Genomic DNA, 26,362 nt, shown 5'->3' on the forward strand with positions numbered 1-26,362 from the left:
CTCTGCTTGCTTTGTTTTAGGGAAGTCCAGAAAATAAATTATCCCAATTTTTAAACTCAACGCCACTGTTTCTTCCCCCTGCTCCCTGCTCCCTGCCCCCCTGCCTACAAAGTGATGGAGTATTTTTTAGCGGGAAGTCCCTTATTGTCGGATAGGAATTTCAATGATAAATTCTGTACCTTGTCCAAGTTTTGAATAACATTCCAGTGTACCATTGTGTTTTTCGGTGATGATTTGATAACTGATAGGCATCCCCATCCCTGTTCCTTTGCCAACAGGTTTAGTCGTAAAAAAGGGATTAAATACTTGTTTTTGCACTTTTTCTGGCATTCCTGTACCGTTATCAGCGATCGCAATTCTCAGCCAATGAGAACGAACCACCGAAGTAGTAATCCGAATTGTCGGAATTTTCCCCACTCCCCATTCGCTACTTCCTGCTCCCTCCTCCAAAGCATCAATAGCATTGGCCAAAATATTCATAAAAACTTGATTGAGTTGCCCAGCATAGCATTCTATTAAAGGTAATTCACCATAGTCTTTCATGACTTGAATTGCTGGACGCTGCGGCTGTTCTTTGAGACGATGTTGCAAAATCATTAATGTGCTGTCGATACCTGTGTGAATATCCACAGCTTTGAACTCGGCTTCATCCATGCGTGAGAAGGTACGCAGCGATAGAACAATCTGACGGATGCGTTGAGTACCTACCTTCATTGAATTTAAGATTTTGGGTAAATCTTGTTGGATGTATTCCAGGTCAATTTCCTCATGCAACGCCTGAAGTTCAGGGTCATAATTGGGGATTTTCTGGAGATAAACTTTAACAATTCTCAATAAATCTTGGATATGCTCCTCAAGATAGTTTAAATTGCCGTGAATAAAATTGACGGGGTTATTAATTTCGTGAGCAACACCAGCTACTAATTGTCCCAAGCTAGACATTTTTTCTGCTTGAATCATCTGTGTCTGAGTGCGTTGGAGTTCTTGTAGAGTTGTTTCTAATTCTTGTGCTTGTTGTCTGAGTTGGGCTTCAATTTGTTGGCGATCGCGGATATCACGGGCAATGGTGGATATAAACTCCAGTTCTCCCTGGTCATTTTTATGAGCAATAATCACCTGAGACACAGGAAATTCATCACCATTGCGCGATCGCAGTATAGATTCTCCAGACCAAGTTCCCTTTTGTATTGCTGTGGGTATAATTTCAGTTTGAAATTCTTCTAACATCGAAGTTCCCATGAACTCAGTAATTGGCAGTTCTTCAGCCTCAGTTGCAGAAATACTGAGTATCTTTTGTCCTGCCTTATTCATGTAGCAATTTCTTCCAATAGCATCAGCGATACCAACGATATCTGGAGTTGCTTCCAAAATAGCTAATAATTTCTGTTGTTCTTGTTCTGCGCGTATCTGCTCACTAATATTACGTACTACCGAAAGCGCATGAGGCTTACCGTTATAGTTAAAAGGTTGTCCTATCACCTCCACATCAATAGAAGTACCATCTTTATGAATGTCTACAGCTTGGCAATGAAATTTATGACCAGCCTTGATTGTGTTAATAAATTCATTTAAAAGCGGGTAACAATCAGGATGAATATAATCTGTAGTTTTCAAATTAAGAAACTCTGCTTGACTATAGCCGTGCATTTCACAAAAAGCAGGATTAACAGCTACCATCTCACAAATATCGAGATCCATAACATTGATGCCATCATTGACTGATTCAAAAATACTGCGATACTGCGCTTCTTGTTGGCGTAAGATAATTTCAGCTTGTTTGCGTTCGCTAATATCGCTCAAAGTACCCAGCATTCGATACGCTTGACCTTCATTATTGAACAAAAATATTCCTGTATCTTGAGCATCAATATATGAACCATCTTGAATTTGAAAACGATACTCAACTTGATAGCGGGTTTTCTGCTCCATCGCTTGCGTCAGTAGGTTAGTAGCCATTTCCCGATCATCTGGATGAATCCTAGATTCCCAACTAGCAACATCAAAATTTTGTAATTCTTCTGTACTCAAACCTATAATTTGTTCGCTATTACCAGCCCATAAAATTTTGCCTGAGAGAACATCGTAGTCATAGACAGCTTGTCCAGTTTGTTCAGTTGCCAGGCGAAATCTTTCTTCACTTTCACACAGAGCATCTGCAAACTTTTGGCGATCGCTTACATCTTGTACCATTGAATAAATACCCAAAGAATTACCATTACCATCAACCAGTGGAGTATTAATCCATTCACAGGTAATTAACTTGCCGTCTTTAGTCAGGTTCTCATTTAAACTGTAATGACCACCTTTATTTTCCAGCAGAGACTTCATCACCTCAATCACATCTTCTCTTTGGTTTTTCGGCACAATTTCTAATGCGTGCTGATGCAGCATTTCGATTGCTGTGTAGCCAAAGATTTTTTCTGCTGCTGGGTTCCATTCGACTACTTCAAAATTAGAGTTCCACTCAATGATTCCTAAAGGTGTCTGTTGCAGCAAAAACTTTATTTTCATCTCAAATCGCTTGAGAGCTTCTTCTGTAACTTTACGCTCAGTCACATCTCTAGCCACAGCAAAGATAAAGTCATCGTGAGCAACCGAAGTCCACGATAGCCAGCGATAGGAACCATCTTTACAAAGATAGCGATTTTCAAACCGAAAAACCCGGATTCCTTGACTCAATTTCGACATTTCACCCACTGTAGAAGCTCTGTCTTCTGGGTGTACCAACTCGATGAAGGGGATTGATTGTAATTCCGCTTGAGAATAGCCAAGCATTTTTTCACCAGCCGGATTTACTCGCTTGAGATAGCCGTCAAAGCCAGCAATACAGAGCATATCTACTGATATATCAAAAAATAGTAATAGGTTTTGAGATGCGCTCAGTTCTTGTTCGAGCCTAGCGATGGTTGCACTAAATTCATGGGTGCTTGATGCTAACTGTTGCTTTAGTTCAGCGTTTTGTTGCTGGAGAATAATTATTTGCTGTTCCAGTGCTTCAGTAGACATTAAGCTATTCCTCCCATCGGCTGGCAAAGCATAAGACAAATTTAAAATTAAAAATTCAAATTTAAAAAGGTATACACAACAATACTTTGGCAGGTATGTATCTGTGATATTCTTTCGCTACATAGTAGTATTCCCATTACTGGCAAGAAAAATTCCTCCACCCACAAGTGAGTAGAGGAATTTTCTTAGTCATTAGTGAACAATCAATATTTAAATAATAACTATTGACTAGAATTTTCTAACAGAGATTTTTTTTGTAACCAATCTTTACCTACTTGAATACTAATATCTGAGTTGAGACTACCAGTACTTTCAACACGCACTTCGCCGAAGCCAATAGCATTGCGGATGGTTTCAGCGCTATTGCTATCACCTTGTTGGGCAATAATATTAGTAACTTCTAGAGGTTCATTCCACGGTCTAGCTATATAAATATTTCGATAACCAGCTTGTTCTAGAGCGCGAATTAAAGGACGTAGCTGTGAGCGATCGCTTCCTGTACTATCTTGAATTGCTACACGTAAAGCTGTCGGCTCATTAACTGAATTTTCCGAGGTTGCTTGCAAACCAAAGTGCTGTGACATTAATTTGCCAATACCATCTCTGTTTGGTATCCAATAGCTAGCATTAAATTCACCTTGTTCGCTAAATCTTCCGGGTAGCATTAACATCTGCATATTGGCGCGATTTGTCCGCACACCAAAACCTACCAGTGCTAATAATTCCTCAACTGTTAAATTAGTGTCGATGTTGTCTTTAACTACATTGAGAATTTTTGGTAACTGAGCTACTGTCGCTGGGTTGAGAGTCTGATCAATTAAAGCGCGAATTACCATTTGCTGGCGTTGAATCCGACCAATATCACCTAATTCATCATGACGATAACGGAGTAATTGTAATGCTTGGTCGCCGTTGAGATGCTGCTTCCCGGCCTTCAAGTTAATATATAAGTGTTGAGAATCGTCACGGTATTTCATGTCTTTGGGTACATAAACAGTCACTCCCCCCAAAGCATCAATGAGTTTGGCAACACCTAAAACGTTAATACGAATATAGCGGTCAATTCCCACGCCACCCAAAAGATTACTCACAGTGGTTGCGGTTAACGCTGGCCCGCCCTCCACATTAGCAGCGTTAATTTTCTTTACGCCATGCCCTTCTATTTCTGTACGGGTGTCTCTAGGAATCGACAGCATGGTTACTTTTTTAGTCTCTGGGTCAAATTTGACCAAGAGCATTACATCCGAAAGACCATCAAAGGAGTTGACTTGAGGTAAATATCTGAGATTCTTGGTGTCAGCAGGAGGATTCTTGACATCTGGTGGTAGAACACTCATCCCCATCAACAACAGATTTACGGGACGGGTTAATTGCGAGAATTGCAACCCACTACCGGCGATCGCATCCCGATCAAAGACAGCTTGTTCCTGGGGGCTAAGTTGATCTTGCTGCAAATTTACCGATTTTATGTTGTTCAACGCATTCGCCAATAAGCCCCCGACCGTTGCCGAAATTATCGCCAGCCCACCCACATACATCCAGAACCATCGCCAACTCTCCAGTTTTGTACTTTGCGATTTCTTGCCACCGGAATTAGGGGCGTTTGACGATGGGTTTCCTTCTGCTGAAGTTCTTTGAATGGTCACAGACTTCCTCACACTTAACTGATTAATTAATTTAGGTAAATTTGCCGACTAACAATAATGCTGATAAATCAACCCATAATAGCTAACTTTTAACAGTTATCAGTTATCAGTTACCAAGTCATAGTGATTTATTTATCCTTTGGTTTAAGTCCCTACTAAATTAGTGAGGGAAACTGGTGGGTTTAAATTACCCAGCATAGGCCTTGATGACTGTTCACTGTTGACTGTTCACTGATTTAATCCACAACACTTATAGCAGTATTTTTCTTAGTTGTGGCAAATTTCCTCATGATTTATAGCAGTATGCCAATAGTAAGTTCAATTTGGCTAGGTCTGGGAGAAAATTATGGAAGTTATGAGTGCTGAGTTATGAGTTATGAGTGCCGTTAGCGTTAGCGGGGCGTTCAGCCCGTGCTGAGTTCTGAGTCATGAGTAGGAATTTATTCCTGGTCTCCCTCATCTCCCTCATCTCTCCCCGCTCCCTGCCCCCTTGCCTCCTACCTACTTCCTCAATATACGCTCTGCCAAGTTACTCATCCCTGGTAAACGGTAAGATTTACTTTGAAGTAACCGCAAAACTAGCCATACACTCACCAAAAAGTAACCAGATGTAAAGAAGCTATTAAGTATTAGTAAACGTAGTGTAAATAAATCTGAAGTTGCCGCTCCTGTAGCCAATAATAGATACCCCAACAACCAAATAAACGCCAAAGTAATAGACAGACGACTTACAGCCAGTTGTTCCCGGCTACCCTGACGGCGATAAACAGCCCATAAGGAGGGAAAAAAACCAATAATAGGTATTAGATGTAAAATAAGCTGAGTTTTGGAAATAGTCGAGTCTTCCCCACTGCCAACTCCCAACTCCCAACTCCCCCTTGTTTTGTTAACTGATTGAAAATCTTCCATTGTTTTTGTCAAATCCTAAAGTAGATGGATGAATGACAATGATGTAGTTAGAGATAATAAGCTATAGATACAGAATTTTTTAGTTCTATCCCGCAATCGGCCAAAGATGCAGACACTCAAGCTACTAAACTGGTGGCAGGCACTAACACCAATAGCAAGAATTGGGGCGATCGCTCTATTCGCTCCCTTGCTAGTTCTCAATGGTTGGGCATTTTCCGCAATTTTTGATTATTTTCACTCCCTAATTGTTATTTTAGTCGGAGCCTCTGTTTTAGCATTTTTGCTCAACTACCCTGTTAGCTGGATGGAACATCACGGCGCGAGGCGAGAGCAAGTTGCTATTTTAGTATTTTTATTGGCTCTAGCGATTTTACTAGCCCTTGGCGTTACTTTGATCCCTCTAGCGTTGACGCAAGCCCAACAACTGGTGGCGCGTATTCCTGAGTTAATTGACTCTGGGCGATCGCAGTTGATGATTCTCAACGAGAAGGCAGAGACTCTTGGCTTACCTATAAACCTTGATGCTCTTGTAGTCCAAATTAATGATCGCGTCAAGGGACAACTACAAGCGATCGCCGGACAAGTTCTCAATTTGGCCGTAGTTACCTTCACCAGCTTGCTAGATTTTCTCTTGACGATGGTGTTAACTTTCTACCTGTTGCAGCATGGTGCTGAACTCTGGGAAAGCTTAGTAGATTGGCTACCGAGCAGATTTCGTAACCCCTTTTCCCAAACAGTACGCCTGAGCTTTCAAAATTTCTTTATTACCCAATTAATTCTTTCTACTTGTATGGCCTCAGCCTTGATTCCTGCTTTCTTGTGGCTGAAGGTTCCATTTGGGCTATTATTTGGTCTAACTATCGGCATTATGGCACTTGTGCCATTTGGCGGCTCTGTAGGGATTGCTCTGACTACCTCACTGGTAGCGCTGCAAGATTTCTCTATGGGGGTTAGAGTCTTAATTGCCGCCGTAATTGTACAACAAATCCTCGAAAATCTGATTGCTCCCCGTATTTTAGGCAACTTTACTGGGTTAAATCCAGTTTGGATACTCATTTCAGTATTGACAGGCGCTAGAATTGGCGGACTTTTAGGTGTGATTGTGGCCGTACCCACGGCTGTAATTATCAAGACTGCCTTGACTGCCTTGCGTCCCTCTAACGCAAGTTCTGAAATGGAGGTAACAGATACTACAGAGATAGCCGCATCAATAGTACAGAAAGAAAAGGCTCAAAATGCTTTGAGTATTTCTGAGCCAACAGTACCTTAAATAGTGCTGAAAAATTCTTAATACTTCTACAAGCTCAGTACAAGTTTTGAATTTTGAATTAAATAGCTTCTACCATGAAAATTTACTATGTAACTTTAAATAACATTGAGGAAGCTCGTCAAATTGGCAGGATATTACTTGAGCGTCAGTTAGCGGTTTGTGTCAATTGGTTTCCTATTACTTGTGCTTATATTTGGCAAGGAGAAATTTCTGAAGAACCAGAAGTAGTTTTAATTGTCAAAACTCAAGACGGTTACGCTATAGAAATCGAAAAAGTTATTCGAGAGCATATTAGTTATACTAATTTTATTGCGGAAATTTCTCCTGTAGCAGTTAATCAAGGTTTTCTCAATTGGTTGAATGCGGAAATACCGACGCGATCGCCCCTACCAACCTAAAAATACTCTTGCGATTCTCTCTGTGTCTCCGTGGTGAATAATAGTTTATCAATTGATAATTGACAATTGACAATTGTTTCATTCAAGGTTTAAGACCTCTCCTTTTAAGGAGAAAAAATCCAAAAATAAATCCTTGTCTCCAATCCTCTCATTTCCAGGGAGAGGTAATTGTCCATTTTCCATTGTTCATTGTTGAATAAACCACAGAGGCACAAAGTCACAGAGTAAAGAAGGAGTTTTTCAATAGAAATCAATATTCTGAAATAATATTCTTTTCCTTGGAGGTCAAAAATGGCAGTTCTCAAACTAGAGGATGGAACTCTCCATAGCAATTTAGATTATATTACCCAACAATTAGCCCCCCTTAATATTTCCATCAATCGCTGGAACATTCCTAATAATCCCGAACTGCAAAGTTTATTGGCACAGGATAGCCTCAACGAAGATGAAAAATAACAGGTACTTAAAGCTTTAGATAGTTACTTTGAGAAACTACAACAAACAGCAGGTTATCAATCGCGTGATTTAGTAGTTTTGCATCCAGGGATTGCTAATCTTGATGGGTTAATGGCAAAATTTGACCAAATTCATACCCATGCAGATGATGAAGTCCGTTATGTCATTGATGGAGAAGCGATTTTTGGCTTTGTATGTCCTGATGGTAGCCAAGTAGAACTGACAGTACAGCCGGAGGAATATATCAATGTTCCAGCCAGAACTGAACATTGGTTTTATCTCACCCCAGCAAGACGAGTAAAAGCAGTACGTTATTTCATCACCACAGAAGGTTGGACACCGCAATATACAGGCAGAGAAATTCGCACCCGTCAACCCGTAGCAAAGTAACTCAAAATCATAATATTATAAATAAATTACGAATTACATTAGCGTAGCGGGGCGTAGCCCATTAATATGAAGCGGATTGTTTTCTGTGACTTTGACGGAACTATTACAGTTGAAGAAACATTTGTGGCAGTTTTGAAAAAGTTTGCACCAGAACTTTCTGCACAACTGATACCAGAAATATATGCAAAAAAGCTGACGCTGAGAAAAGGAGTAAAGCAAATTCTGCAATCAATTCCTTCTGCAAGTTATCCAGAAATTGTTGAATTTACTAAACCTCAATCGATACGTCCTGGATTTATAGAATTACTGGATTTCTTAGAATTTCAAGGAGTCCCATTAGTAGTAATTTCTGGCGGACTACGAGGAATGGTAGAGGTTGTTTTAAATGATTTAGTGCAGAGAATAGAGGCAATTTATGCAGTAGATGTAGATACGAGCAATGCCTATTTAAAAGTAAATTCTCAATACGAAGGAGATACAGAGCTTATTGCTAAAGTACAAGTTATGGACAAGTACCCAGCCGATGAAAAAATTGCGATCGGTGACTCCATTACAGACTTAAATATGGCTTTGCAAGCATCTATTGTATTTGCACGCCCTCCCTTAACAAAATATTTAGATGAAAAGCAAAAACCTTATATTTTCTGGAACGATTTTCTAGAGATACGCGATTATTTAGCTCAATCATGGAGTTAAATTCTATGACAAGCTCAATCATAGAAGATCCTCGTGGGCAACTGATAGCAGATGCTCATTATTTTTATCAACAAGGTTGGATGGTAGGAACTGCGGGTAATCTTTCAGCAAAGTTAGCTGATGGTAGCTTCTGGATTACAGCTAGTGGTAAATCTAAAGGTAAATTATCACTCGATGATTTTGTTTGCATTGCTTCAGATGGCAAAGTAAAAATATCAGCCGCTAATTTGCAACCTTCAGCAGAAACAGCTATCCATCAGCTAATTTATCGCCTATTTCCAGAATCACAAGCTTGTTACCATGTCCATTCAATCGAGAACAATTTAGTTTCTTGCTTCGGTGAAGGTGATGCTTTACCTTTACCATCACTAGAAATGCTCAAAGGCTTGGGAGTTCGGCAGGAAAAACCCAATTGTACTATCGAAATCTTTGCAAATCATCTCCAAGTTTCCCGCATTGCGGCTGATATTGAAAAACGCTTTTCTATAACACCGCCGCAAATACCCGCTTTACTAATTCGTGATCACGGTGTAACAGTCTGGGCTGCTTCTCCTGAAGCCGCTCGTAATTATGTTGAGTTAATAGAATACATCTTTCGCTATATGGTAGTCGCAGGTGGGTTAGAAATAGGGAAATGAGGAGCAGGAGAGCAAAGGAAAAAAACAACTGATAACTAACTGTTGACTATTGACTGTTGACTATGGACTAATGACAAATGACTAATGACCAATGACCAATCACATATGACTACTCAAACTCTTCGTGTTGTTGCTCGTCTTGTAGCCTTACCAGATAAAGTGGAAGAACTTAAGGCTATATTGTTGGGACTAATTGAACCAACTAGGCAAGAAGTTGGTGTGATTAAATATGAACTTTTACAAAATCAAGCTGATCCTACGGATTTTACCTTTGTAGAGGAATGGGCATCTGCGGAGGCGCTGGATACTCATTTAGCCTCAACCCATCTACAAGCAGCAGTAGACAAGCTGGAGGGGGTGGTAGCAGCGCCACCAGATATCCGTCGCTATAATCTTTTAGCTTAGTGGAGTTAGCTGAAAATTTTCAGATTGAAGCGATCGCACCAAAACTGTTGCCGCATTCTGAAGTATCTTGATTTTGAGGCATGAGTCGAAATTTCAGAAGTTGCAATATCAATGTGCCAATTGTTGGGAATGAATTGTAATGTACCAACTGATATCTGTTTTTCCTTTGAAGGATTTTCCGCACGCGGAGGAAAAACAGATCATCACAGTGATGGTTGGGGAATTGCTTTCTTTGAAGGAAAGGGATGTCGGATATTTTTAGACTCTAAACCGTCTATTGATTCTCCCATAGCGGATTTTGTCCGATGCTATCCCATCCACTCTACCCATGTAATCGCCCATATTCGCAAGGCTACCCAAGGTGAAGTCGCCTTGGAAAACTGTCATCCTTTTCGCCGTGAATTATGGGGCAGATATTGGGTGTTTGCCCATAATGGTAATTTGCCCGATTTTCAACCAGAAACGCAAGGCTTTTATAAAGCAGTGGGTGATACTGATAGTGAAAAAGCGTTCTGTTTGATATTAGAAACGCTGCGACAAAGTTTTCCTGAAGGTAAACCCCCGCTAGAAAAACTCTATCCTGTGCTGCAAAAGGTCACAGAAAAATTAGCCGCTATTGGTGTTTTCAACTACTTACTATCAGACGGTGAACATTTTTTTACTCATTGTTCAACCAATCTTAGTTACATAGTGCGTCAAGCACCCTTTGCAGCTGCACATTTGATTGATCAGGATATGACTGTAGATTTTAGTGAGTTAACAACACCAAGCGATCGCGTTGCTGTAATTGCGACTACACCTCTTACAGATAACGAAGTTTGGACACCAATTCAACCAGGAGAACTTTTAGTTTTTCAAGACGGTTTGCCATTGAGACTGTAAATAAGTGCTGCAATTCCTAACGATTTAGGCGACGAAACTCAGCAGGTGTTTGGCGCATCGGTTTATCTGGTTTCCAAATGCCTTGTCCCATGATTCTCGCCCATTGTTGGGCGCGTTCTAGTCGTTGATCGTATTTTTGATTAGGCGATCGCACAACAAATAAAGCATACCCTTGTTTGACTATTTGTTCATTTAATAACTTGTCATCTTTCCACACATAAGCCAAAGTCCGGCCGATTGTATCTTTTGCCTCCATATCGAACTCCAGCATCACTGGTTTGTCTAAATCACCTATCGCCTGTTCTAAAAACTCCTTGGATTGCATTCCCCAAGGACGTTGACTTAAATCTGGCGCATCTACACCAATTAACCGCACTTGAGAAATTAAGTTTGGCTGTTCAGCCATTCCCACCACTTCCAAAGTCTGTCCACTCACCACCCGCGCTACCCTCACCTGCGTTTGCGTCATCGCTGGATTTTTGGCTTGACACCCTACCAGGAGTATTATGCAGGCGAGGAGGATGAGTTTTTGCACCCAAGTAGGGGAATAGGGAGTGGGGAGTGGGGAATGGGGAAATTGGGAAGAGATGGGGGAGCGGGGGAAGTAGGGGGGGATAGGGGAGAAATAGGAAAAATTCTCCCTCATCTCCCTCATCCCCCTCATCCCCCTCATCTCCCTCACCTTGCTATTACTCTTCATCTAACGGTAAACCAGCTTTCACTTTTCCCTTAGCAAAGTAACGCCCAAACTGAAGTTCGTAAACTTCATCTTCGTCTTGTGTTTCTACTTCCAAGTCAGAACGGGCGTAGCTGACGCATAACAAAGCATAACCTTGACGACGCAATTCTGGGGATAATCCTACCGCCTCTGGTTGATATATTTCCCCCGACAACACCCTGACAGCACAAGTGGTACAAGCCCCATTTCGACAAGAAAATGGCAATTCCACCCCTTGGTGTTCGGCTGTGTGCAGGATGTAGCGGTCATCTGGTACTTGTAGGGTGTACTCTTTGCCTGTGGCGCGATCGCGTACTTTAATTGTGTATGTCTCGGACATCTTGATTCGGGAGTTTAATTGGACTTTCAGATTGCTCTAAAAAAACTTCTTCCTTTATCATTGCATTTTTTAGAGTTTTAGCCTACAATGGTAAATCGTGGCATCTGGAGAGATGGCCGAGTGGTTGAAGGCGCAGCACTGGAAATGCTGTTTGGGAGCAATTTCAACGAGGGTTCGAATCCCTCTCTCTCCGTTTTTCCTTTATTCTATAGGCATTTCAGCCATATAAAATTTTAGATAGTGGGTTAAGTTGATTGCACTATTGGTTGAATTGGGTGAAATTATAATTTTCCGCTTCAATTATAAGAATAATTAATATTGTAAAAACTATTAACTGCTAAATTTTATTTTTTGTAAAAATCGTTTTACTTGTCATAACTTAAAAGATATACCCTTAACTCTAAGGCCTTCTTGTTACCATATAGCTTTAATCTTCAGCCAATGAAGATGGCATGGTTTCAGAAGAGCGAATGAAGTTAAGGGTATAAACTTTTTTAGAAATCGTCTATTTTACTTAACACTCTATCTGTCTGTTCAATTTGCGTTTTAATATTGAAGTTACTCCGCAAGCTCCTAAAGCTACTAAACCTATGACTGTTGTTGGTTCAGGAACTGATGTATTTTGTAAAGTGTAGGTTACATCACCAAATCCACTATTTAAGAAACCAAAACTGTAGGAAAAGTAAGCTTCGCTCAAATCAAAATTACCCGGAATAAAAGAGAAAAAAGGTTCAGGAGAATAACTTAATCCTAAAAACTGACCATTTGAAAAGGCTACTTGTGGATTATTAGCTACTGTATAATCAGAGCCTTGAAAGTTAAAAGCAACATTAGTAACATCAATAAATTCGTCCCCAATGCCAGTTAAACTTGCGTCATCATAGCTGAAAGAACCAGTGTAATTATTCCCAGATAGTGAACCCGAATCAATAGCAACTTGAAAGTTATAATTAATAGTTGCAGCTTGAGAAGAATTAAACCAAGCTGTGGCAAAGTTGAAGCTTAAACTGGCAGTAGCAACAGTGATTAATTGCTGGATTTTATTCATGATTTTGGCTATGAAGTATCTAAATTTGCTAGGTGACAAAGTAAATAAATTGGAAAAAAGGCTGATATAGAAATACTCATATCAGCCTGAAGTTTTTAGAAAAATGGTGATAGGGAAAGAAAGTTGTCGGGGTTGCTTAAACTAGCAACATCAACATTTTCCACAACGATGAAATCTCTAGCTTTTGCAGAACCATTAAAACCATCAGGATCAATTTTGACTACACTATTTTGTTGTCCTCTTGAGCCAAACTGCACATATCCATCAGCGATCGCATCTGTACCTGTATAACCGAGACTGTATAATGCTCCAGTGAGGTCAATTTTATCGCTACCCACAGTAAAATCAGTAATGCGATCGCCACCATCTACATTACTTTCATAGCGGAAAATATCGCTACCTAACCCACCCGTGAGAACATCGGAACCTTGCAAACCAATAATGATATTGTTCGCATCAGTAGCAATTAAATTGTCTCTTTGAGATGTGCCATTGATGATGTCTGTGCTGTTGATGCTGATAATGTTGAAATCATAGTTAATATCCGTCGCACTATCACCATCTATAACCAACACATAATCATAATCAAAAGGTAGGAGGGTAGCTTGAAAATCAGTGCTAATGTTCAAACCAAAGGCCACAGGAATAAATGGGTCATCAGCGTAAAGCCTCCAGCTAGCCGAGGGTGAACCATCTGTCAGACTATCGAAAATTAACGTCTGTCCTGCTTGACCACGAAAACTATATACATCACTTTCTTGACCAGGGGAAAGGGTTCCAGATACAAGCGTATTCAAGCTAACAGTGTTATGTTCTATTGTTAATAGTCGAAAATCATAACTACCAGTATCAGAGGAGCCTAAAGGATTGCCTATAATAAGTGTGTAAGTACCATTTTCTGTCAGAGGTGGTAAGATACCATCTTGATCGGCATCTTGAGCAAATAAAGTCTCTCCCGAAGGTCTAATTAAGGTAATACTGATATCATCAGACTGATCATTTTTTAGCGCATCATAATATAAACGTTGTCCCGCAGTACCAGTAAAAGTGTAAATGAAGAATTTTTCTGGTTCGTCAATAGTTCCTGTAATACGGGTGTTAAGCGTTAGTTCACTTGTTAAGGAAATTAACTGAAAACTGTAGTTGATATCTGTGTCACTCAAACCATTTGCAACTATTGTATAAGTACCATCAGGTATGAAAAGTGGAAGATTAGAACTAATGTCAATAGCCGTGACAAATTGCCCATTCTGGTCGTAAAGCTGCCAGTAACCAGAGGGGGAACTACTCGTCAAACTATCAAGATATAAAAATTTCCCAGGCGGATCTGTAAAGCGATACACGTTAGCTTCTCCACCAGGGGATAATGTATCACTGATGACTTGATTCAAGCTAATATTAGGAGCGCTAGTAACGTCTATTAGCTCAAAGTTATAATTTCCAGGTGTAAAAGATTCAGGCGAATTACTCTCAAAAATTAGTTGGTAAGTCCCAGTTTGGGTCAAAGTTAATAGAGGTTGGGGTTCTGGAACATCTATTAAACCTGGGTAATCACTATCTGCTTCTTGGTCGAGGAAAACCGTATTTCCTAAAGGATCGACCAAACGAACGCGGATATTATTAGATAAGTTATTTTGGAGTGCATCGTAATACAATACCTGTCCGACACTACCATTAAAGGTGAACACATCCTGTTCGTCCTGGTAGTCAATACTACCTAAGACAGATTGATTTAGAATCAATTGGCTTGTATTCGTTGTAACGTTATAGCTGAGAGTTTGAACATTTGGCAGTTCTTCCGACGCAACTAAAGCTTTATAGTTACTTGTCATCAGATTTCCCTTTTGTCATCAGCAAGAGTCTCTATTCTTTTACCAAATCACTGATGAAAAAATAACAATCTTTAGTAGTAGATATGTCGCTTATTCTCTCTTAAGGATTACGTACTATTACTGCGTATATGTATTTTCATGTATATATAAAGTAATACGTGATATAAAGCTTTTTGAAGCGCTATAGAAAAATAGTAGTAGGGAATGAGTTAAACCAACATCAGCGTGATAACAAAATAAAATTTTCTGGATTGCTTAAACTAGCAACATCAACATTTTCTACAAATATGAAATTTCTAGCTTTTGCAGAACCACTAAAACCATCAGGGTCAATATTGATAAAAGTGCCTAATTTTCCTCTTGAGCCAAACTGCACATATCCATCACCAATTGGATCTGTACCTTGATAATTAATACTATTTAATAATCCTCGTAGGTCGATTTTATCGCTACCGATAGTAAAATCAGTAATGCGATCGCCTCCATCCACAGTACTGGTATATTGAAAAATATCTATACCCAAGCCACCCGTGAGAACGTCTGCACCTTGTGAACCAACAATAATATTATTAACGTCAGTCCCTATTAAAGTATCTCGCCCAGAAGTACCATTAATAATAGCTGTATTATCGACGTTAATAACTTGAAAACTGTAGTTGATATCCGTATCACTTTTACCATTTATAGCTAAGACAAAAACAGAAGAAGGATAGGGATAGACATTGAGTGGTGTAAATTCAAAGTCAAAGCTAATATTGCCACCCAACAATACACTTTTTAATGGGAAATCACTGTTATAGTAAAGCTGCCAACTGGCTGAGGGAAAACCATTCGTCAAGCTATCAAAAATTAACGTCTGTCCTGGTATATAAGAGAAACTATACACAGCCGCTTCTTGACCAGGAGAAAGAGTTCCCGTGATTGGTTCATTGTAGTTAATAGGTGCATCATCCGCATCTATTAATTGGAACTCAAAGCTATTAGTAGAGTCCGAGCTTCCACCACTTATATAAAGTGTATAAGTCCCATCTTCTGGTAGAGCAGGTAGAAGTAAATTAGCATCTGCATTTAATGGTGCTGTTGAGAAAAAGTAATCTTGTCCAGACGGAGTAAAAATATATATATTAAGATTACTGGACAAGTCTTTGTTAAGGGCATCAAAATACAAGTGCTGTCCTACAGTACCTTTAAATGTATAGATATAGAAGTCCTCTGGTTCGTCAATAGTGCCTGAGACGGGAGTATTAAAAGTTATCTGACTGTTTCTTAACTGGAAACTGTAGTTGAAATCAGTGTTATTAACTCCATCCAAAACTAATGTATAAGTATCATCCCCAGGTAAGGAAAATGGTGTAGTAACAGAATTGAGACTACCAGCCGTAATAAATTGTCCATTCGGATCATAAATTTGCCAGTAACCAGAGGGAGAACCGACTGTTAAACCATCAAATAATAAAGTTTGTCCTGCTGTTCCTGTAAAGCGATATACTTCGGCTTCTCCACCAGGAGAAAATGTCTTACTAATGACTTGATTTAAGTTAATAGTCGGGACAGTAGCAACGTCTATTAGCTCAAAGTTATAATTTTCGGGTTGAGAAGATCCAGCAGTGCTACTTACAAAAATTAGTTGATAAGTGCCTGTTTGTGTCAATGTGAACAGACTGTCAGGCCCGCTATCAGTAATTAAACGTGGGTAGTCATTATCTGCATCTTGGTTGTAGAAAACTGTATTTCCTGAAGGGTCAACCAAGCGAACGCTGACATTATCAGATAAGTTACTTTGAAGAGCATCGTAATATAATACCTGTCCAACTGTCCCAGTGAAAGTAAATATATCTTGCTGATTTTGTTCATCAATACTACCTAAGACGGATTGATTTAAAGTTAATTCTCTTGTGGTAGTTACGCTGTTGTAGTTGAGATGTTGAATGTCTTGGTGTTGCTCCGACGCAACGAAGGTTTTATAGCTACTCGCCATCGGATTTTCCTTTTTTCATCAGCATTAATCCGTATGTTTATACCAAATTGCTGATGTAAAAATAACACTCTTTAGTAATATATATAGGTTGTATTGAATACAATCTTAGTTAAAGGATTATAATAGTTCATAAGTGCATAAAATATCAATATTAATAAGTAATAATTCGTTTAAATGCTTTTAATAGAACATTTAGTATAAGATGATTAAGATTCCCATCGTAAAAGAGCGAGTATATTTTAATTACGATATATAAATTTGCTATATTTCAGCTTAGTACCATAGCACTCATATTTGATTTCTGAAAAAGTCTCAGTACAATTTTTGTTCCCTGTTCCCCGTTCTCTGTTCCCTACCTTCACGAGTAATTTCACGAATCAAACTGGATTCCTATATAGGGCTTGCTGAAAAAGTCATTTCAAAGGAAGAGAAAAATTGATTAAGTAGTCAGTCCAGAAAAAAGATAAGTTTTTGTTGTTTAAGGTTTAATGAAATATCAGTTTCGATAATAGAAGAAGTAAAAAAAGACTCAGTTTTGAAAAATAGGCAAAAAAATACACAAAAAAGCCGTAATAGCAGAGTAGAAAGATTCATAACTAAAAAAGTTATGGCAATAGCGGTGAAAGAAGTATGAGGAAGTTTAGCCATAACTCTACCAAGGCTAAATCTTCGTTTACCTTGTCCAAACTTGCCCTCAATACAATTACGAATCCTTTCGTCATAAGCGGCTTGTTTCTTCTTTTCAGGGCTGACATTTTGGGGGGGTCTACCTAGTGGTGGGCCACTAATTCTAATTCCCCTTTCTTGACACCAAGCTCGATTCTCCCTCGTCCGATAAATCTTATCAACATGAACTGATTCAGGATAATATCCGGTGTAGTTTTTGTATGCTTCTACTTGTGATTTTAAGTCTCCTGATTCGTTAAAGTTGTCCCAACTAATATGGTCTAAAAATACATAGCCATCATAGTAACTAGCTGAAAACTTAGCCCCAAACTCTACTGTTCTCCCGGCTTTACCTCGGATAATCGGACGAATGTGTGGTTGGTTTAAACTGACAATGCGGTCTTGTATACTAATTTTTTGATTTTCATATAACCATAACTGTTGACGATAAACTTCTGCTACTACTAGCAACATCTTATATTGACTGTTGCTCAGTTTTAATAGTGACGCACCTAAATTTATTAGCTGCTGAATATGAGTTAAATTTCTGTTGATATATTGCAGTTGCTTTCTGATAGCTTTCCTTCTTTCTTTAACTGTTGGTTTTCTTTTCTTGGCTACTGCTAAATAATCCTTTCTTGCTTTGTTTCTGTAGGTTCTTGGTTTGTTGATATTTCTTACTAATAAGGACTTATATAATGTATCTATGATTGTTTCTGTTTGCTTTCTGGCTTGATTTAATAATCCTAAATCTGTCGGATAACTTATGTCTGCTGGCGCACAACTAGCATCTAATATTAATTTTCCTCTATTGGCTGGCTTACTTTTTGAATCCTCGACCTCTGGCTTTTTTGCTCTTACTTCTACCTCCTGTTTATTTTCTAACATCTTCCTGACTATTTCTTGATTGATTTTATTGACTAATTCTATATCTATCCTTTCTCTAAAATGAACTAGCATTGACGGGTCAAATGCAGATTCATTACTATATGCTGACATTCCTATAAAGTATTGCAGATACGGGTTCTCCCGAATTTGTTCTACTGTCTCTCTGTCACTTATTCCTAATTTTTCTTTAATTATTAATGCTCCCAACGCCATTCTAAATGTTTTGGCTGGCGCTCCCATTCTTGCTGAAAATATTTCTGCGTACTCTGCTTCAAATTTTGACCAAGGTATCATGTTCGCCATGATTACCCATCGGTTATCTGACGCTAGTTTTCCCCCAAAGGGTAGTTCAAAGTTTTCTGCTGCTTTTTCTTGCTTTTGCGCTCTTCGATACATTTTAACGCAACTTGCTACAAGGATTTTTACTTATCTTACCCTTTTTCTTTTCACCTTATTTTTCTTTCCTGACCCTGAAACTCTTCATTCTGCTATCTTTCGCCCTTATTCAGCCAGCCCTATATATTTCTTCAACTATTTGAAAATAAAATCAAACAAATAATGTGCCATTTGCAGTTTAGAACAAGGCGCTATTACTTGTTGCTGCCCTTGAGTATTTAAAAAGATGGCTTGGTTATTGTCACTCCCAAAACCACTATCTGGTTTGTCGATGGGGTTAGCAACGATCGCATCTAATTTTTTACTATATAACTTTTCTTTAGCTGGTGTAACTATATCCCCTGTTTGGGCGGCAAAACCAATTAAACGCTGATGTGGTTGTTTGAGTTGCCCTAATTGAGCAACTATATCTGGTACAGGTTCCAACGGTAAGGATTGGGGGAGCGATCGCTTGGGTAATTTCTCTATACTATAATCTTTAGGTTTCACATCGGCCACAGCCGCAGACATAATAATGATATCTGCGTTGGGTAAATATTCCAGCATCACCTGCTGCATTTCTTCGGCACTAATAATAGGAATTGCTTGTACACCCAGAGGAACTTCCCAATTAGCAGCGCCATGTACCAAAGTCACTTGCGCACCCCGATGTAAAGCAGCTTGGGCTAATGCCAGTCCCATTTTACCTGTAGAGGGATTACCAATGTACCGCACTGGGTCAAGATACTCTTGCGTACCCCCCGCACTAATTAAAACACGCTTAAGGGCCAAGTCTCGCTTGCCTTGGGTATGTAATAAAGATTGGATATAAGTCAAAATTTCTGGAGGTTCGGCCATTCTTCCAGCACCGACGCGATCGCACGCTAACAAACCCGATGCTGTACCAATCCCATGATACCTGCTATCTGTTAATAACTGTTGCCAATTGCGTTGCACTGTTAGCTGTTCCCACATATCAGTATTCATCGCTGGCGCTAACAACACCGGACAAGTGGAAGCTAACACCGTATTGGTGAGTAAGTTATCAGCCATCCCGTGAGTTAGTTTAGCCAAGGTATTCGCTGTGAGGGGGGCAATTACCATCAAATCTGCCCACTCACCTAACTCAATATGCAACGGACGGGAGTGAGTAGGCTGCCAAAAATCATCATCAGTATAAGCAGGGTGACGAGAGAGGGTAGCTAAAGTCAGGGGTGTCACAAATTGCTGCGCTGAACGAGTCATCAGGACTCGAACCTCTACCCCCGTTTTAAACAAACTAGAAACTACTTCACAAACCTTGTAAGCAGCAATACCACCGCCCACAGCCACAAGCACCCGACTTTTGCGATTTTCTGTTGGGGGTTGGGAATTAACCATGACAAAAATTGAAGAGTAAGAAGTTAGGAAAATAATTCGTAATTCGTAATTAAGAATTTAATTAACTTCCCTAACTTCTGATTGGTAAATACTTATGCCTCGTCGTAGGGTTCTAAGTCTAACAGATGGATGTAGGGTTCTACTAACTCTGGACGCTGAAAAGCGATCGCTCTTAGTAGATGCCAGTCATTTAAACCCTCAAAAGCATTGCTATAATTATCCATCTCTAGACGAGTTGCTAGTTCTTCTACCTCTGCTGCGGACATGGCAGCAATTTCTTTCTTGGAAATGCTTAGAGTTTTCATAATGCTTGCCCCTCCCTTTTGCAGCATTCGCACCCAGCACGGATTGAGTGACGCAATAATGTGCCACTCAATCTATATTACTCACTAGATGACCTGAATTTACTAAAATTTTTGGGGATTTATACCATAATTTGTAAAAAAATTATAACTTAGACTAAACAAGAGTATTGACAATGAAATTTCTGGCTATATTTAACATTTCCAGATTAATTTCGTGTCCAGTATCAAATTCATGATATTTGACTGGAACACCCAAGGATTCTACGGTTGTGCGAGCTTTGACAGCCGCTTGCAAAGGGACAACTTCATCCCGCCTACCGTGCATGATTAAAATGGGAGGAGTATTGGTACTATTAGGGGCGATCGCTTCTGGATGCAAATACCCACTCATCACCACCAAACCAGCCAAGGGTAATTTTGAGCCGATATCAAAAGTCATTGCCCCACCCTGAGAAAATCCACTCAAGATAGTTCGGGATAAAGGCACACCAGTACTACTTTCTAAAGAAAGCACAAAATCTTTTAGCTGTTGCCGACTTTCTGCCAAACCCTCATACATATTTTCCACTCTCAGGTCATACCAAGCACGGCCAAGAGGAGTGTAAGGGTAGGGAAAAGGTGCATTGGGAAAGACAAACTGGTAATCAGGTAAGCTGAAGTAGGGTAACAGAGATGCCACATCCTCAGCATTAGCACCCCAACCATGTAAGGTAACAATTAACCCGGCTGGTGTTTGAGAATTAGCAGGGGGAACCGTAATGAATTGCAAAGACAGAGGTTTGCTCCTAAAAACTGACGCTGTAATAAATCCTAATCTGTCAGGCTACCAATCAGACCTTTAAATTCACCTCTAACGGGACTTAAATATTTTTGACAAAAACTTACAACTAAATTTTTATCTTTAATCTCTAACCTCCTTTTAGGCATCTTCGATAATAAATTCCCAAATTTCACCTCTGGAACTACCAAATTTTAACTGCATACCTGATTTTAACGGAACTTCTTCCCGCAGGAGTTGTTGCCAACCATTAGCCCCTAAAAACCAAGTCGTGCCGTAGGTGGAAAAATCTTGGAGATAATAAGAGGGTGCTTGAGTAGTATTTGTAAAAATATTGCGGCATAAAATCTCGGCGTGTCGCTTAGAAACTGAAGGTTCGGGAATGATGATATCGTTATCTTTTGTGCGACCGATGCGAGTAACACCATTTCTTAAATGCCAAGTGCGACCACCTGGTGAGAGCGATCGCAACGAAGCAATCATCCTGGGAGTATCAGAATTAGGAATCGCCGTATCTGGCATTTCCGTCACACTTTCATCAAAACTTTTGATGAGTTCACCATCAAAGTCTGGATGGAGGTAGAGAACGGGTAAAGTCCAAGCTGGTTGATTATATTTATATAGTGTTAGCAGTTCTTGTCTAGCTTCCGCCACTGCTTCATCGATGGCTTTGCGCGATCGCAATGCTTCGGCAAACGCTTGAATAAAACTGTGACTTTCACGGTCAGCGATTTCGTCCCGCATAGCCAAAACCGCCGGCACACCGTGACGAATTAACACTTCTGCCAAACTACTAGTAGGGATAGCCTGATGATTAATAGCTGCTGGTTGTGCGCCCCAACAGGCGTTAAATACTGCTAATTTTAAGGCACTGCGGGTTAGTACTTGGGCTAATTCTATACCATTGATGCTCATGCCTGGGCGCAAAAATAGCAACCCACCGTCAGGATTTGGTAAACCGTGACCAGCGTAGAAGAAGACATTATATGCTTTAGTTTCTAACTCTTGAATCAGTTCTTGCGGTGTTGGCTGGATCAGCGTTTTTACACTACAGGGTGCGTAATTATGGGAATGACTACCACATAACAGAGTTTGTTCTAAGATAGCCGCTTCCTTTTGCAGTTGCAGGTTTTGGTCATGTCCCAGAACCAACAGCACTTTTAGGGCTTGGTCAGTACGTAAGTATGGTAAAGCTTCAACTTCGCTGGTAGTGCGGCTAAATAATACATCTGGGGAGAGGGACATGGCCGGCTGACCGGGTTCCCGTTGCATAATTTCCCAAGGTAGGGCAATTAAATCTGGGTCACGAATTTCTAGACGAAAGCGCAAACGTGTATGCTGACCCATAGCGATCCCACGACTACGTTCTAGACTTCCCAAAATTGGGCCATCGAAGATCCAACGCCACAAATTCATCCCCAAATACTGCATGAGGCGACTACCATAACCAGTGGTTTGGTTAGAGGAGGACGAAACTAAATTCCAAGGAGCGGGGTTTGTTAAGGGGGGTTTAGTATCTGAAGAAATGTAAATTCCACTATGGCCAGCAAACATTTGCTGCCACTCTTGCCAAACTTGGGTGAGTTCAACAGGCCAGGCACAGTCACGTAGAACATAGCCACTGGGATAGGGAGCCTTAACCACCCAAATGGCGAAACTATCTTTGCCAGTATTGATGAGACGGGCGATCGCCAGATTCAGGGATGGCATGGATTAGGTCACTACGAGGTACAAACAATTCAAAATTTAAAATTCAAAACTGTACTCACTGGGTCTATCATTTTACACAAGAAGTTACACTTTGATGTATTTCCCTGTATAAAAATAAAAACCCAACAACCTTTGTGATACCTGCCAAGGAGATTCTCGTTGTTGGAGAACTTTGAACTTGTGGATAGCATCTTGTTATTATGTATAGTATTTCAGCTTTTTATTAGTTTATCTTAAATTTAGGGGTCTAATACCCCCATGCCTGTACACGTAGGATTCATATTTGATTGTTGACAATTGACAGTTAACCGTCAACTGTCAACAAACCTCATGATTTTGAATTATTGTGGATTGTTTGCAGGATTTGGTGTAGAAGGTAGGCTATCTTTAGCAGGGGAAACACTATCGCAAGGGCTGTCTTGACCAGGTGATAAAACAGTGACAGCATACTTTTTGAGTTGAGCTAATTCGAGCTTGACTGGTTTATCTGAAGGTGCGGGAGGATTTGTTGCCAGATTGTTAGAACTAGCTGGGAGGGGATTATTACATAAACGAAGATACACTTCATAACCCCCAGACGTTGGTTGAGGATTAGGTTTTTTCTCGATAACTTCTAAAAAGCTTTCAGGTGGTAATTTTTGTTGATTAACAGCAATTTCACTGTTAGTTTTAATTATCCATCCAGAGGCGAGATTATTTAGCGATCGCTCTACATTAGGACTGTTAGTAGCTGATGGTACAGTCTTAGTTGGGTTAGCAGTGGGGATTGCATATTGCGATCGTAGCAACATTACCCAATAACCGAAGACACCCGCTGTTGCCACTAAGATTAAGGGTACGAGCCAACTTAGGGGTAGTTTGCTGATTCTGTTGGGTAAATTATTAGCAACTACTTTGGTTTTTTGTTCTGAGTTATTTTCTAGTAATGTTGACTGTTGTGTCGTTGGTGTTAAATTAACAGTTTTGATATTAGTACTTTCGGGAATAACTGCTTTTAAAGTTATCTGTGGTTCAGTGTATTTAACTCGGCAATTAACTAGAGCAATTGTGACATTATCATGACCGTTTTTGGTGTTAGCAATGTTCACCAATCGCTCCACCACATGCACAATATTATTTTCTTCACCAGTGAGAATCGGTAAAATTTCTGTTTCCCAGTAATCTTCTACACGGTCAAAATCACTCAACCCGTCAGAAGTTAACAGAAAAACTCCATCCTCATCCAAGATAAATCGTTGCGCTGTGGGATGTAGCGAACTGCTAGGACTCATGCCTAAAGCTTGCACCAGCGAACCAGATCCACCTTGTTGGACAGCTTCACGATAAATTGCATAACCTAATCTTACTTCCCTTGAAGCTACATCATCATCCAGGGTAACTTGATAACAACCTTGGCGGGTAATCCAATAGGCGCGACTATCGCCAACGTGGGTAATATACATTTCGTGGGCAATAGGTAATGCCATCACTAAGGTTGTACCCATGCGTTTTCGCCCTTGGCGGTTTTCGCTGTCATTGCGCTGACTAATTTTGTCATTAACAATAGCTACAGCCCTTTCTAAGTCAGCTATTAAAAGAGCGGGTTCAATATGATCTATTGGTACATTTGTCAGTTGTTGTACTTGCTGTTGAATGGTTTCAATGGCTAAATTAGAGGCGACATTTCCCCCTTCATGCCCACCAATTCCATCACAGACAATAGCCAAGGCAGTTGATTGGGGTGGTTTACTTAATAGTGTGCCACTGGGTGGGTAGCAAGCATCTTCGTTCCGTTGCCGACTGGGACCAGTGTCAGTTTGTGTGGCAATTTGGATGGTGGTGGTTTGGGCTTTAGCTAATTCTGTCAGTCCTTGGTCTAAAACAGCGACTAGCAATTCTGATGATCTAATTTCACCTTGAATGAGTTGATGCGTAATTTGGTCAACAAATTCTGCTATGGCTGGTTTAGCTTCCTGGCGCAACTGCTGCCAAAATTGTCCTAATTGCGGCAATTCTGGCACTGTTGCTGAGTCTGATTGTAGTTCTAATAACCGTACTAATGGGCCTTCTACCCGCAACAGATGGGAGTTGAGTAAGCTAGAAACCACCCCTTCACTCTTAAATGGTTGCCAAAGGTTAGCAATTTGCCATAGCCAATGTAATTGGCGCATAGACGAAGCGTAGCGCCAAGCATCGGTAAACTCATTACATAAATGTACCTGTTGAGCTAAATTGTCTGCAAAAAGTGGCGCTTTTTCTAACAACAAAACTTGGCTATGGAGATTGCCATCAGTTACAGAGGTGATTCCGTAGACCTGCGGGATATTTAAACGATAAGGAATGAGGCGCAGATAAGGTCTGATGGGATGGGTATTTTCTAACTCAGGCGTTTCGGGTAATAAACCTGGCTTAGTATCTAAAACAACGGATTTATTAATAACTAAATAGCGATCGCCTAATATTGTTCCGGCACTGTCAACACTCAGACTATCCCCCACCACCCACAAATAACGCTTGGGTAAGGGTGTGGAGCATCGCTGGCAAAACTTGTGAGTCAGGGGGTTAAGAGCCTGACACAGTTCATTTGGACAGTAGAGCGTTGCCGCATCATTTTCCATAGTGTTCGCACCGATCAGCGATTGGCAATTGTTTTAACATTACGTTAGCGGCAAAAATTCACACCGCTCATATATTTTTAATTCCATTTATCCAACAGGGGATCATGATTATTAGCTGGCAATACCAGCAGATGTTAATACTTATTTGAACTTATGCAAACAATTGACTCCTTTGTCAATCCTACAGCCTCATCATAGCTTTTATTTAAGTAGAAGGCAGTAGCCTCCGGTATACGGCAGACTTAGTAAGAGCCATAAGAGAAAAGCCTTTTGCTATCAGGGTTTGAAACTTTTGCATTTTACCTTTAATTATGTCTACCTAACTTAGTTATTGCTTTTGTTTGTTAAAGCGACTAATACCTATTCTCCCAAAATTATTTGCGTTGATTGCATCATCTCTGAGCAACTACATCAAATACAATAAGCTATTACGCTTTTAAATTACATAGTCATTCATCAGGTTTGGTGACTGTTGAATGTTAACCGTCAACAAAAAATGATGTACAACTTCTGCTCCAAGCTCATTTTCATAGTTTATAAGTTGCTGAACGCCCATAAACTTTAATTAAGAATTAAGATACTAAGAGTGAGACAACAAAAAAATTAATTATTAATGCTATCCTGCAAGTTGCACAATAGCCTACAGCTACTTTGTTGCAGAACTCGGAGAATAGGTTAACACCTACATAATTCTTAACCAGCCCTAAGAAAGTGTGATAGATGTTTCTAATTGGGTGGTGAGAGAAATAAGGATTTTTACTTGGTACTGGCTTAACACCCTGCCACTGCGCTTTAGCAGTTCTTTTGGATGATAAATGTCTAATTGATTTGCTACTGTGCAAATTGAGACATTTATAAAAATACTTTTTCCAAAACCTTAGTGAATCTGGTATGGCGTTTCCCATTCTGGTGAAGTACAAAATTACCCCTCCCCAACCCTCACCTTGCCAAGTGGGGGTTCCCCCCTTTGTAGCAAGTGGCGTGAGGGTGCGTGATAGCGCGGGTGGGGTGTATTTCATGTGCTTGGGAATTGCTATATGAGAAATTGACC

The 26,362-nt window shown here is 40.1% G+C and carries 20 protein-coding genes, 1 tRNA gene and 1 pseudogene; 8 read left to right on the forward strand and 14 right to left on the reverse strand.

The window, feature by feature from the left end; translation table 11 throughout:
- Positions 1-141 precede the first annotated feature (141 nt).
- The 3 genes from NSMS1_RS05975 to NSMS1_RS05985 all read right to left on the reverse strand — a co-directional run bounded on the left by NSMS1_RS05975 (position 142) and on the right by NSMS1_RS05985 (position 5,561).
- Positions 142-3,006, reverse strand: a complete 2,865-nt coding sequence (locus NSMS1_RS05975; protein WP_224091890.1) for a PAS domain S-box protein — start codon at positions 3,004-3,006, stop codon at positions 142-144.
- 221 nt (positions 3,007-3,227) lie between these two features.
- The gene (locus NSMS1_RS05980; RefSeq protein WP_224091891.1) at positions 3,228-4,652 is read right to left on the reverse strand and encodes an LCP family protein; all 1,425 of its coding nucleotides are present in this window, start codon (positions 4,650-4,652) and stop codon (positions 3,228-3,230) included.
- A gap of 501 nt (positions 4,653-5,153) precedes the next feature.
- On the reverse strand, positions 5,154-5,561 hold the full coding sequence (locus NSMS1_RS05985) for a hypothetical protein (protein ID WP_224091892.1): 408 nt from the start codon (positions 5,559-5,561) through the stop codon (positions 5,154-5,156).
- A gap of 106 nt (positions 5,562-5,667) precedes the next feature.
- On the opposite strand from NSMS1_RS05985, the gene NSMS1_RS05990 reads away from it, so the two are divergent.
- The 7 genes and pseudogenes from NSMS1_RS05990 (at position 5,668) to NSMS1_RS06020 (ending at position 10,696) form a co-directional block, all read left to right on the forward strand.
- Positions 5,668-6,831: an AI-2E family transporter gene (locus NSMS1_RS05990; protein WP_224091893.1), complete on the forward strand. Its 1,164-nt coding sequence runs from the start codon at positions 5,668-5,670 to the stop codon at positions 6,829-6,831.
- A 74-nt stretch (positions 6,832-6,905) separates the two neighbouring features.
- On the forward strand, positions 6,906-7,229 hold the full coding sequence (gene cutA / locus NSMS1_RS05995; RefSeq protein WP_224091894.1) for a divalent-cation tolerance protein CutA: 324 nt from the start codon (positions 6,906-6,908) through the stop codon (positions 7,227-7,229).
- A 291-nt stretch (positions 7,230-7,520) separates the two neighbouring features.
- Positions 7,521-8,075: pseudogene (locus tag NSMS1_RS06000) on the forward strand (1,2-dihydroxy-3-keto-5-methylthiopentene dioxygenase).
- Positions 8,076-8,141: 66 nt separating this feature from the next.
- The gene (locus NSMS1_RS06005; protein ID WP_224091895.1) at positions 8,142-8,771 is read left to right on the forward strand and encodes an HAD-IB family phosphatase; all 630 of its coding nucleotides are present in this window, start codon (positions 8,142-8,144) and stop codon (positions 8,769-8,771) included.
- Between the two features lie 5 nt (positions 8,772-8,776).
- Entirely contained in the window at positions 8,777-9,409 is a 633-nt protein-coding gene (gene mtnB, locus NSMS1_RS06010; protein WP_224091897.1) for a methylthioribulose 1-phosphate dehydratase, read from the forward strand.
- 84 nt (positions 9,410-9,493) lie between these two features.
- Positions 9,494-9,814: a putative quinol monooxygenase gene (locus NSMS1_RS06015; protein WP_411908666.1), complete on the forward strand. Its 321-nt coding sequence runs from the start codon at positions 9,494-9,496 to the stop codon at positions 9,812-9,814.
- 111 nt (positions 9,815-9,925) lie between these two features.
- Positions 9,926-10,696 carry a class II glutamine amidotransferase gene (locus tag NSMS1_RS06020; RefSeq protein WP_224091899.1) on the forward strand — a complete coding sequence of 257 codons (771 nt, stop codon included), beginning with the start codon at positions 9,926-9,928 and terminating at the stop codon, positions 10,694-10,696.
- A gap of 16 nt (positions 10,697-10,712) precedes the next feature.
- Here NSMS1_RS06020 and NSMS1_RS06025 read toward each other — a convergent pair whose 3' ends face one another.
- Both NSMS1_RS06025 and NSMS1_RS06030 read right to left on the reverse strand, forming a co-directional pair.
- Positions 10,713-11,396 (reverse strand): thermonuclease family protein, encoded by a 684-nt coding sequence (locus tag NSMS1_RS06025; protein WP_411908667.1) that lies wholly within the window; start codon positions 11,394-11,396, stop codon positions 10,713-10,715.
- The gene (locus NSMS1_RS06030) at positions 11,386-11,754 is read right to left on the reverse strand and encodes a 2Fe-2S iron-sulfur cluster-binding protein (RefSeq protein ID WP_224091901.1); all 369 of its coding nucleotides are present in this window, start codon (positions 11,752-11,754) and stop codon (positions 11,386-11,388) included. The genes NSMS1_RS06025 and NSMS1_RS06030 overlap by 11 nt, the downstream gene beginning before the upstream one ends.
- A 106-nt stretch (positions 11,755-11,860) precedes the next feature.
- Here NSMS1_RS06030 and NSMS1_RS06035 point away from each other — a divergent pair.
- Positions 11,861-11,947 (forward strand) — tRNA-Ser (locus tag NSMS1_RS06035).
- A 321-nt stretch (positions 11,948-12,268) separates the two neighbouring features.
- Here the strand turns inward: NSMS1_RS06035 and NSMS1_RS06040 are convergent.
- From NSMS1_RS06040 to NSMS1_RS06080, 9 genes are all read right to left on the reverse strand, one after another.
- Positions 12,269-12,802 carry a PEP-CTERM sorting domain-containing protein gene (locus tag NSMS1_RS06040; protein WP_224091903.1) on the reverse strand — a complete coding sequence of 178 codons (534 nt, stop codon included), beginning with the start codon at positions 12,800-12,802 and terminating at the stop codon, positions 12,269-12,271.
- Positions 12,803-12,897: 95 nt separating this feature from the next.
- Complete coding sequence (locus NSMS1_RS06045) at positions 12,898-14,634, reverse strand: M10 family metallopeptidase C-terminal domain-containing protein (RefSeq protein ID WP_224091905.1); 1,737 nt, start codon at positions 14,632-14,634, stop codon at positions 12,898-12,900.
- Positions 14,635-14,854: 220 nt separating this feature from the next.
- Positions 14,855-16,612: a type I secretion C-terminal target domain-containing protein gene (locus NSMS1_RS06050; protein WP_224091907.1), complete on the reverse strand. Its 1,758-nt coding sequence runs from the start codon at positions 16,610-16,612 to the stop codon at positions 14,855-14,857.
- A gap of 447 nt (positions 16,613-17,059) precedes the next feature.
- Positions 17,060-18,562 carry an IS5 family transposase gene (locus tag NSMS1_RS06055; RefSeq protein ID WP_224085439.1) on the reverse strand — a complete coding sequence of 501 codons (1,503 nt, stop codon included), beginning with the start codon at positions 18,560-18,562 and terminating at the stop codon, positions 17,060-17,062.
- A gap of 135 nt (positions 18,563-18,697) precedes the next feature.
- Complete coding sequence (gene coaBC, locus NSMS1_RS06060; RefSeq protein ID WP_224091909.1) at positions 18,698-19,921, reverse strand: bifunctional phosphopantothenoylcysteine decarboxylase/phosphopantothenate--cysteine ligase CoaBC; 1,224 nt, start codon at positions 19,919-19,921, stop codon at positions 18,698-18,700.
- A gap of 92 nt (positions 19,922-20,013) precedes the next feature.
- Positions 20,014-20,226, reverse strand: a complete 213-nt coding sequence (locus tag NSMS1_RS06065) for a DUF2555 domain-containing protein (protein ID WP_224091910.1) — start codon at positions 20,224-20,226, stop codon at positions 20,014-20,016.
- A 154-nt stretch (positions 20,227-20,380) separates the two neighbouring features.
- Positions 20,381-20,995 carry an alpha/beta hydrolase gene (locus NSMS1_RS06070; RefSeq protein WP_224091912.1) on the reverse strand — a complete coding sequence of 205 codons (615 nt, stop codon included), beginning with the start codon at positions 20,993-20,995 and terminating at the stop codon, positions 20,381-20,383.
- 150 nt (positions 20,996-21,145) lie between these two features.
- Positions 21,146-22,714, reverse strand: coding sequence for a CHAT domain-containing protein (locus NSMS1_RS06075; RefSeq protein ID WP_224091914.1), 1,569 nt, complete (start codon positions 22,712-22,714; stop codon positions 21,146-21,148).
- Positions 22,715-23,055: 341 nt separating this feature from the next.
- Positions 23,056-25,311: a protein phosphatase 2C domain-containing protein gene (locus NSMS1_RS06080; RefSeq protein ID WP_224091915.1), complete on the reverse strand. Its 2,256-nt coding sequence runs from the start codon at positions 25,309-25,311 to the stop codon at positions 23,056-23,058.
- Positions 25,312-26,362 lie beyond the last annotated feature (1,051 nt).

Source organism: Nostoc sp. MS1, assembly GCF_019976755.1.
Taxonomy (GTDB): Bacteria; Cyanobacteriota; Cyanobacteriia; order Cyanobacteriales; family Nostocaceae; genus Trichormus.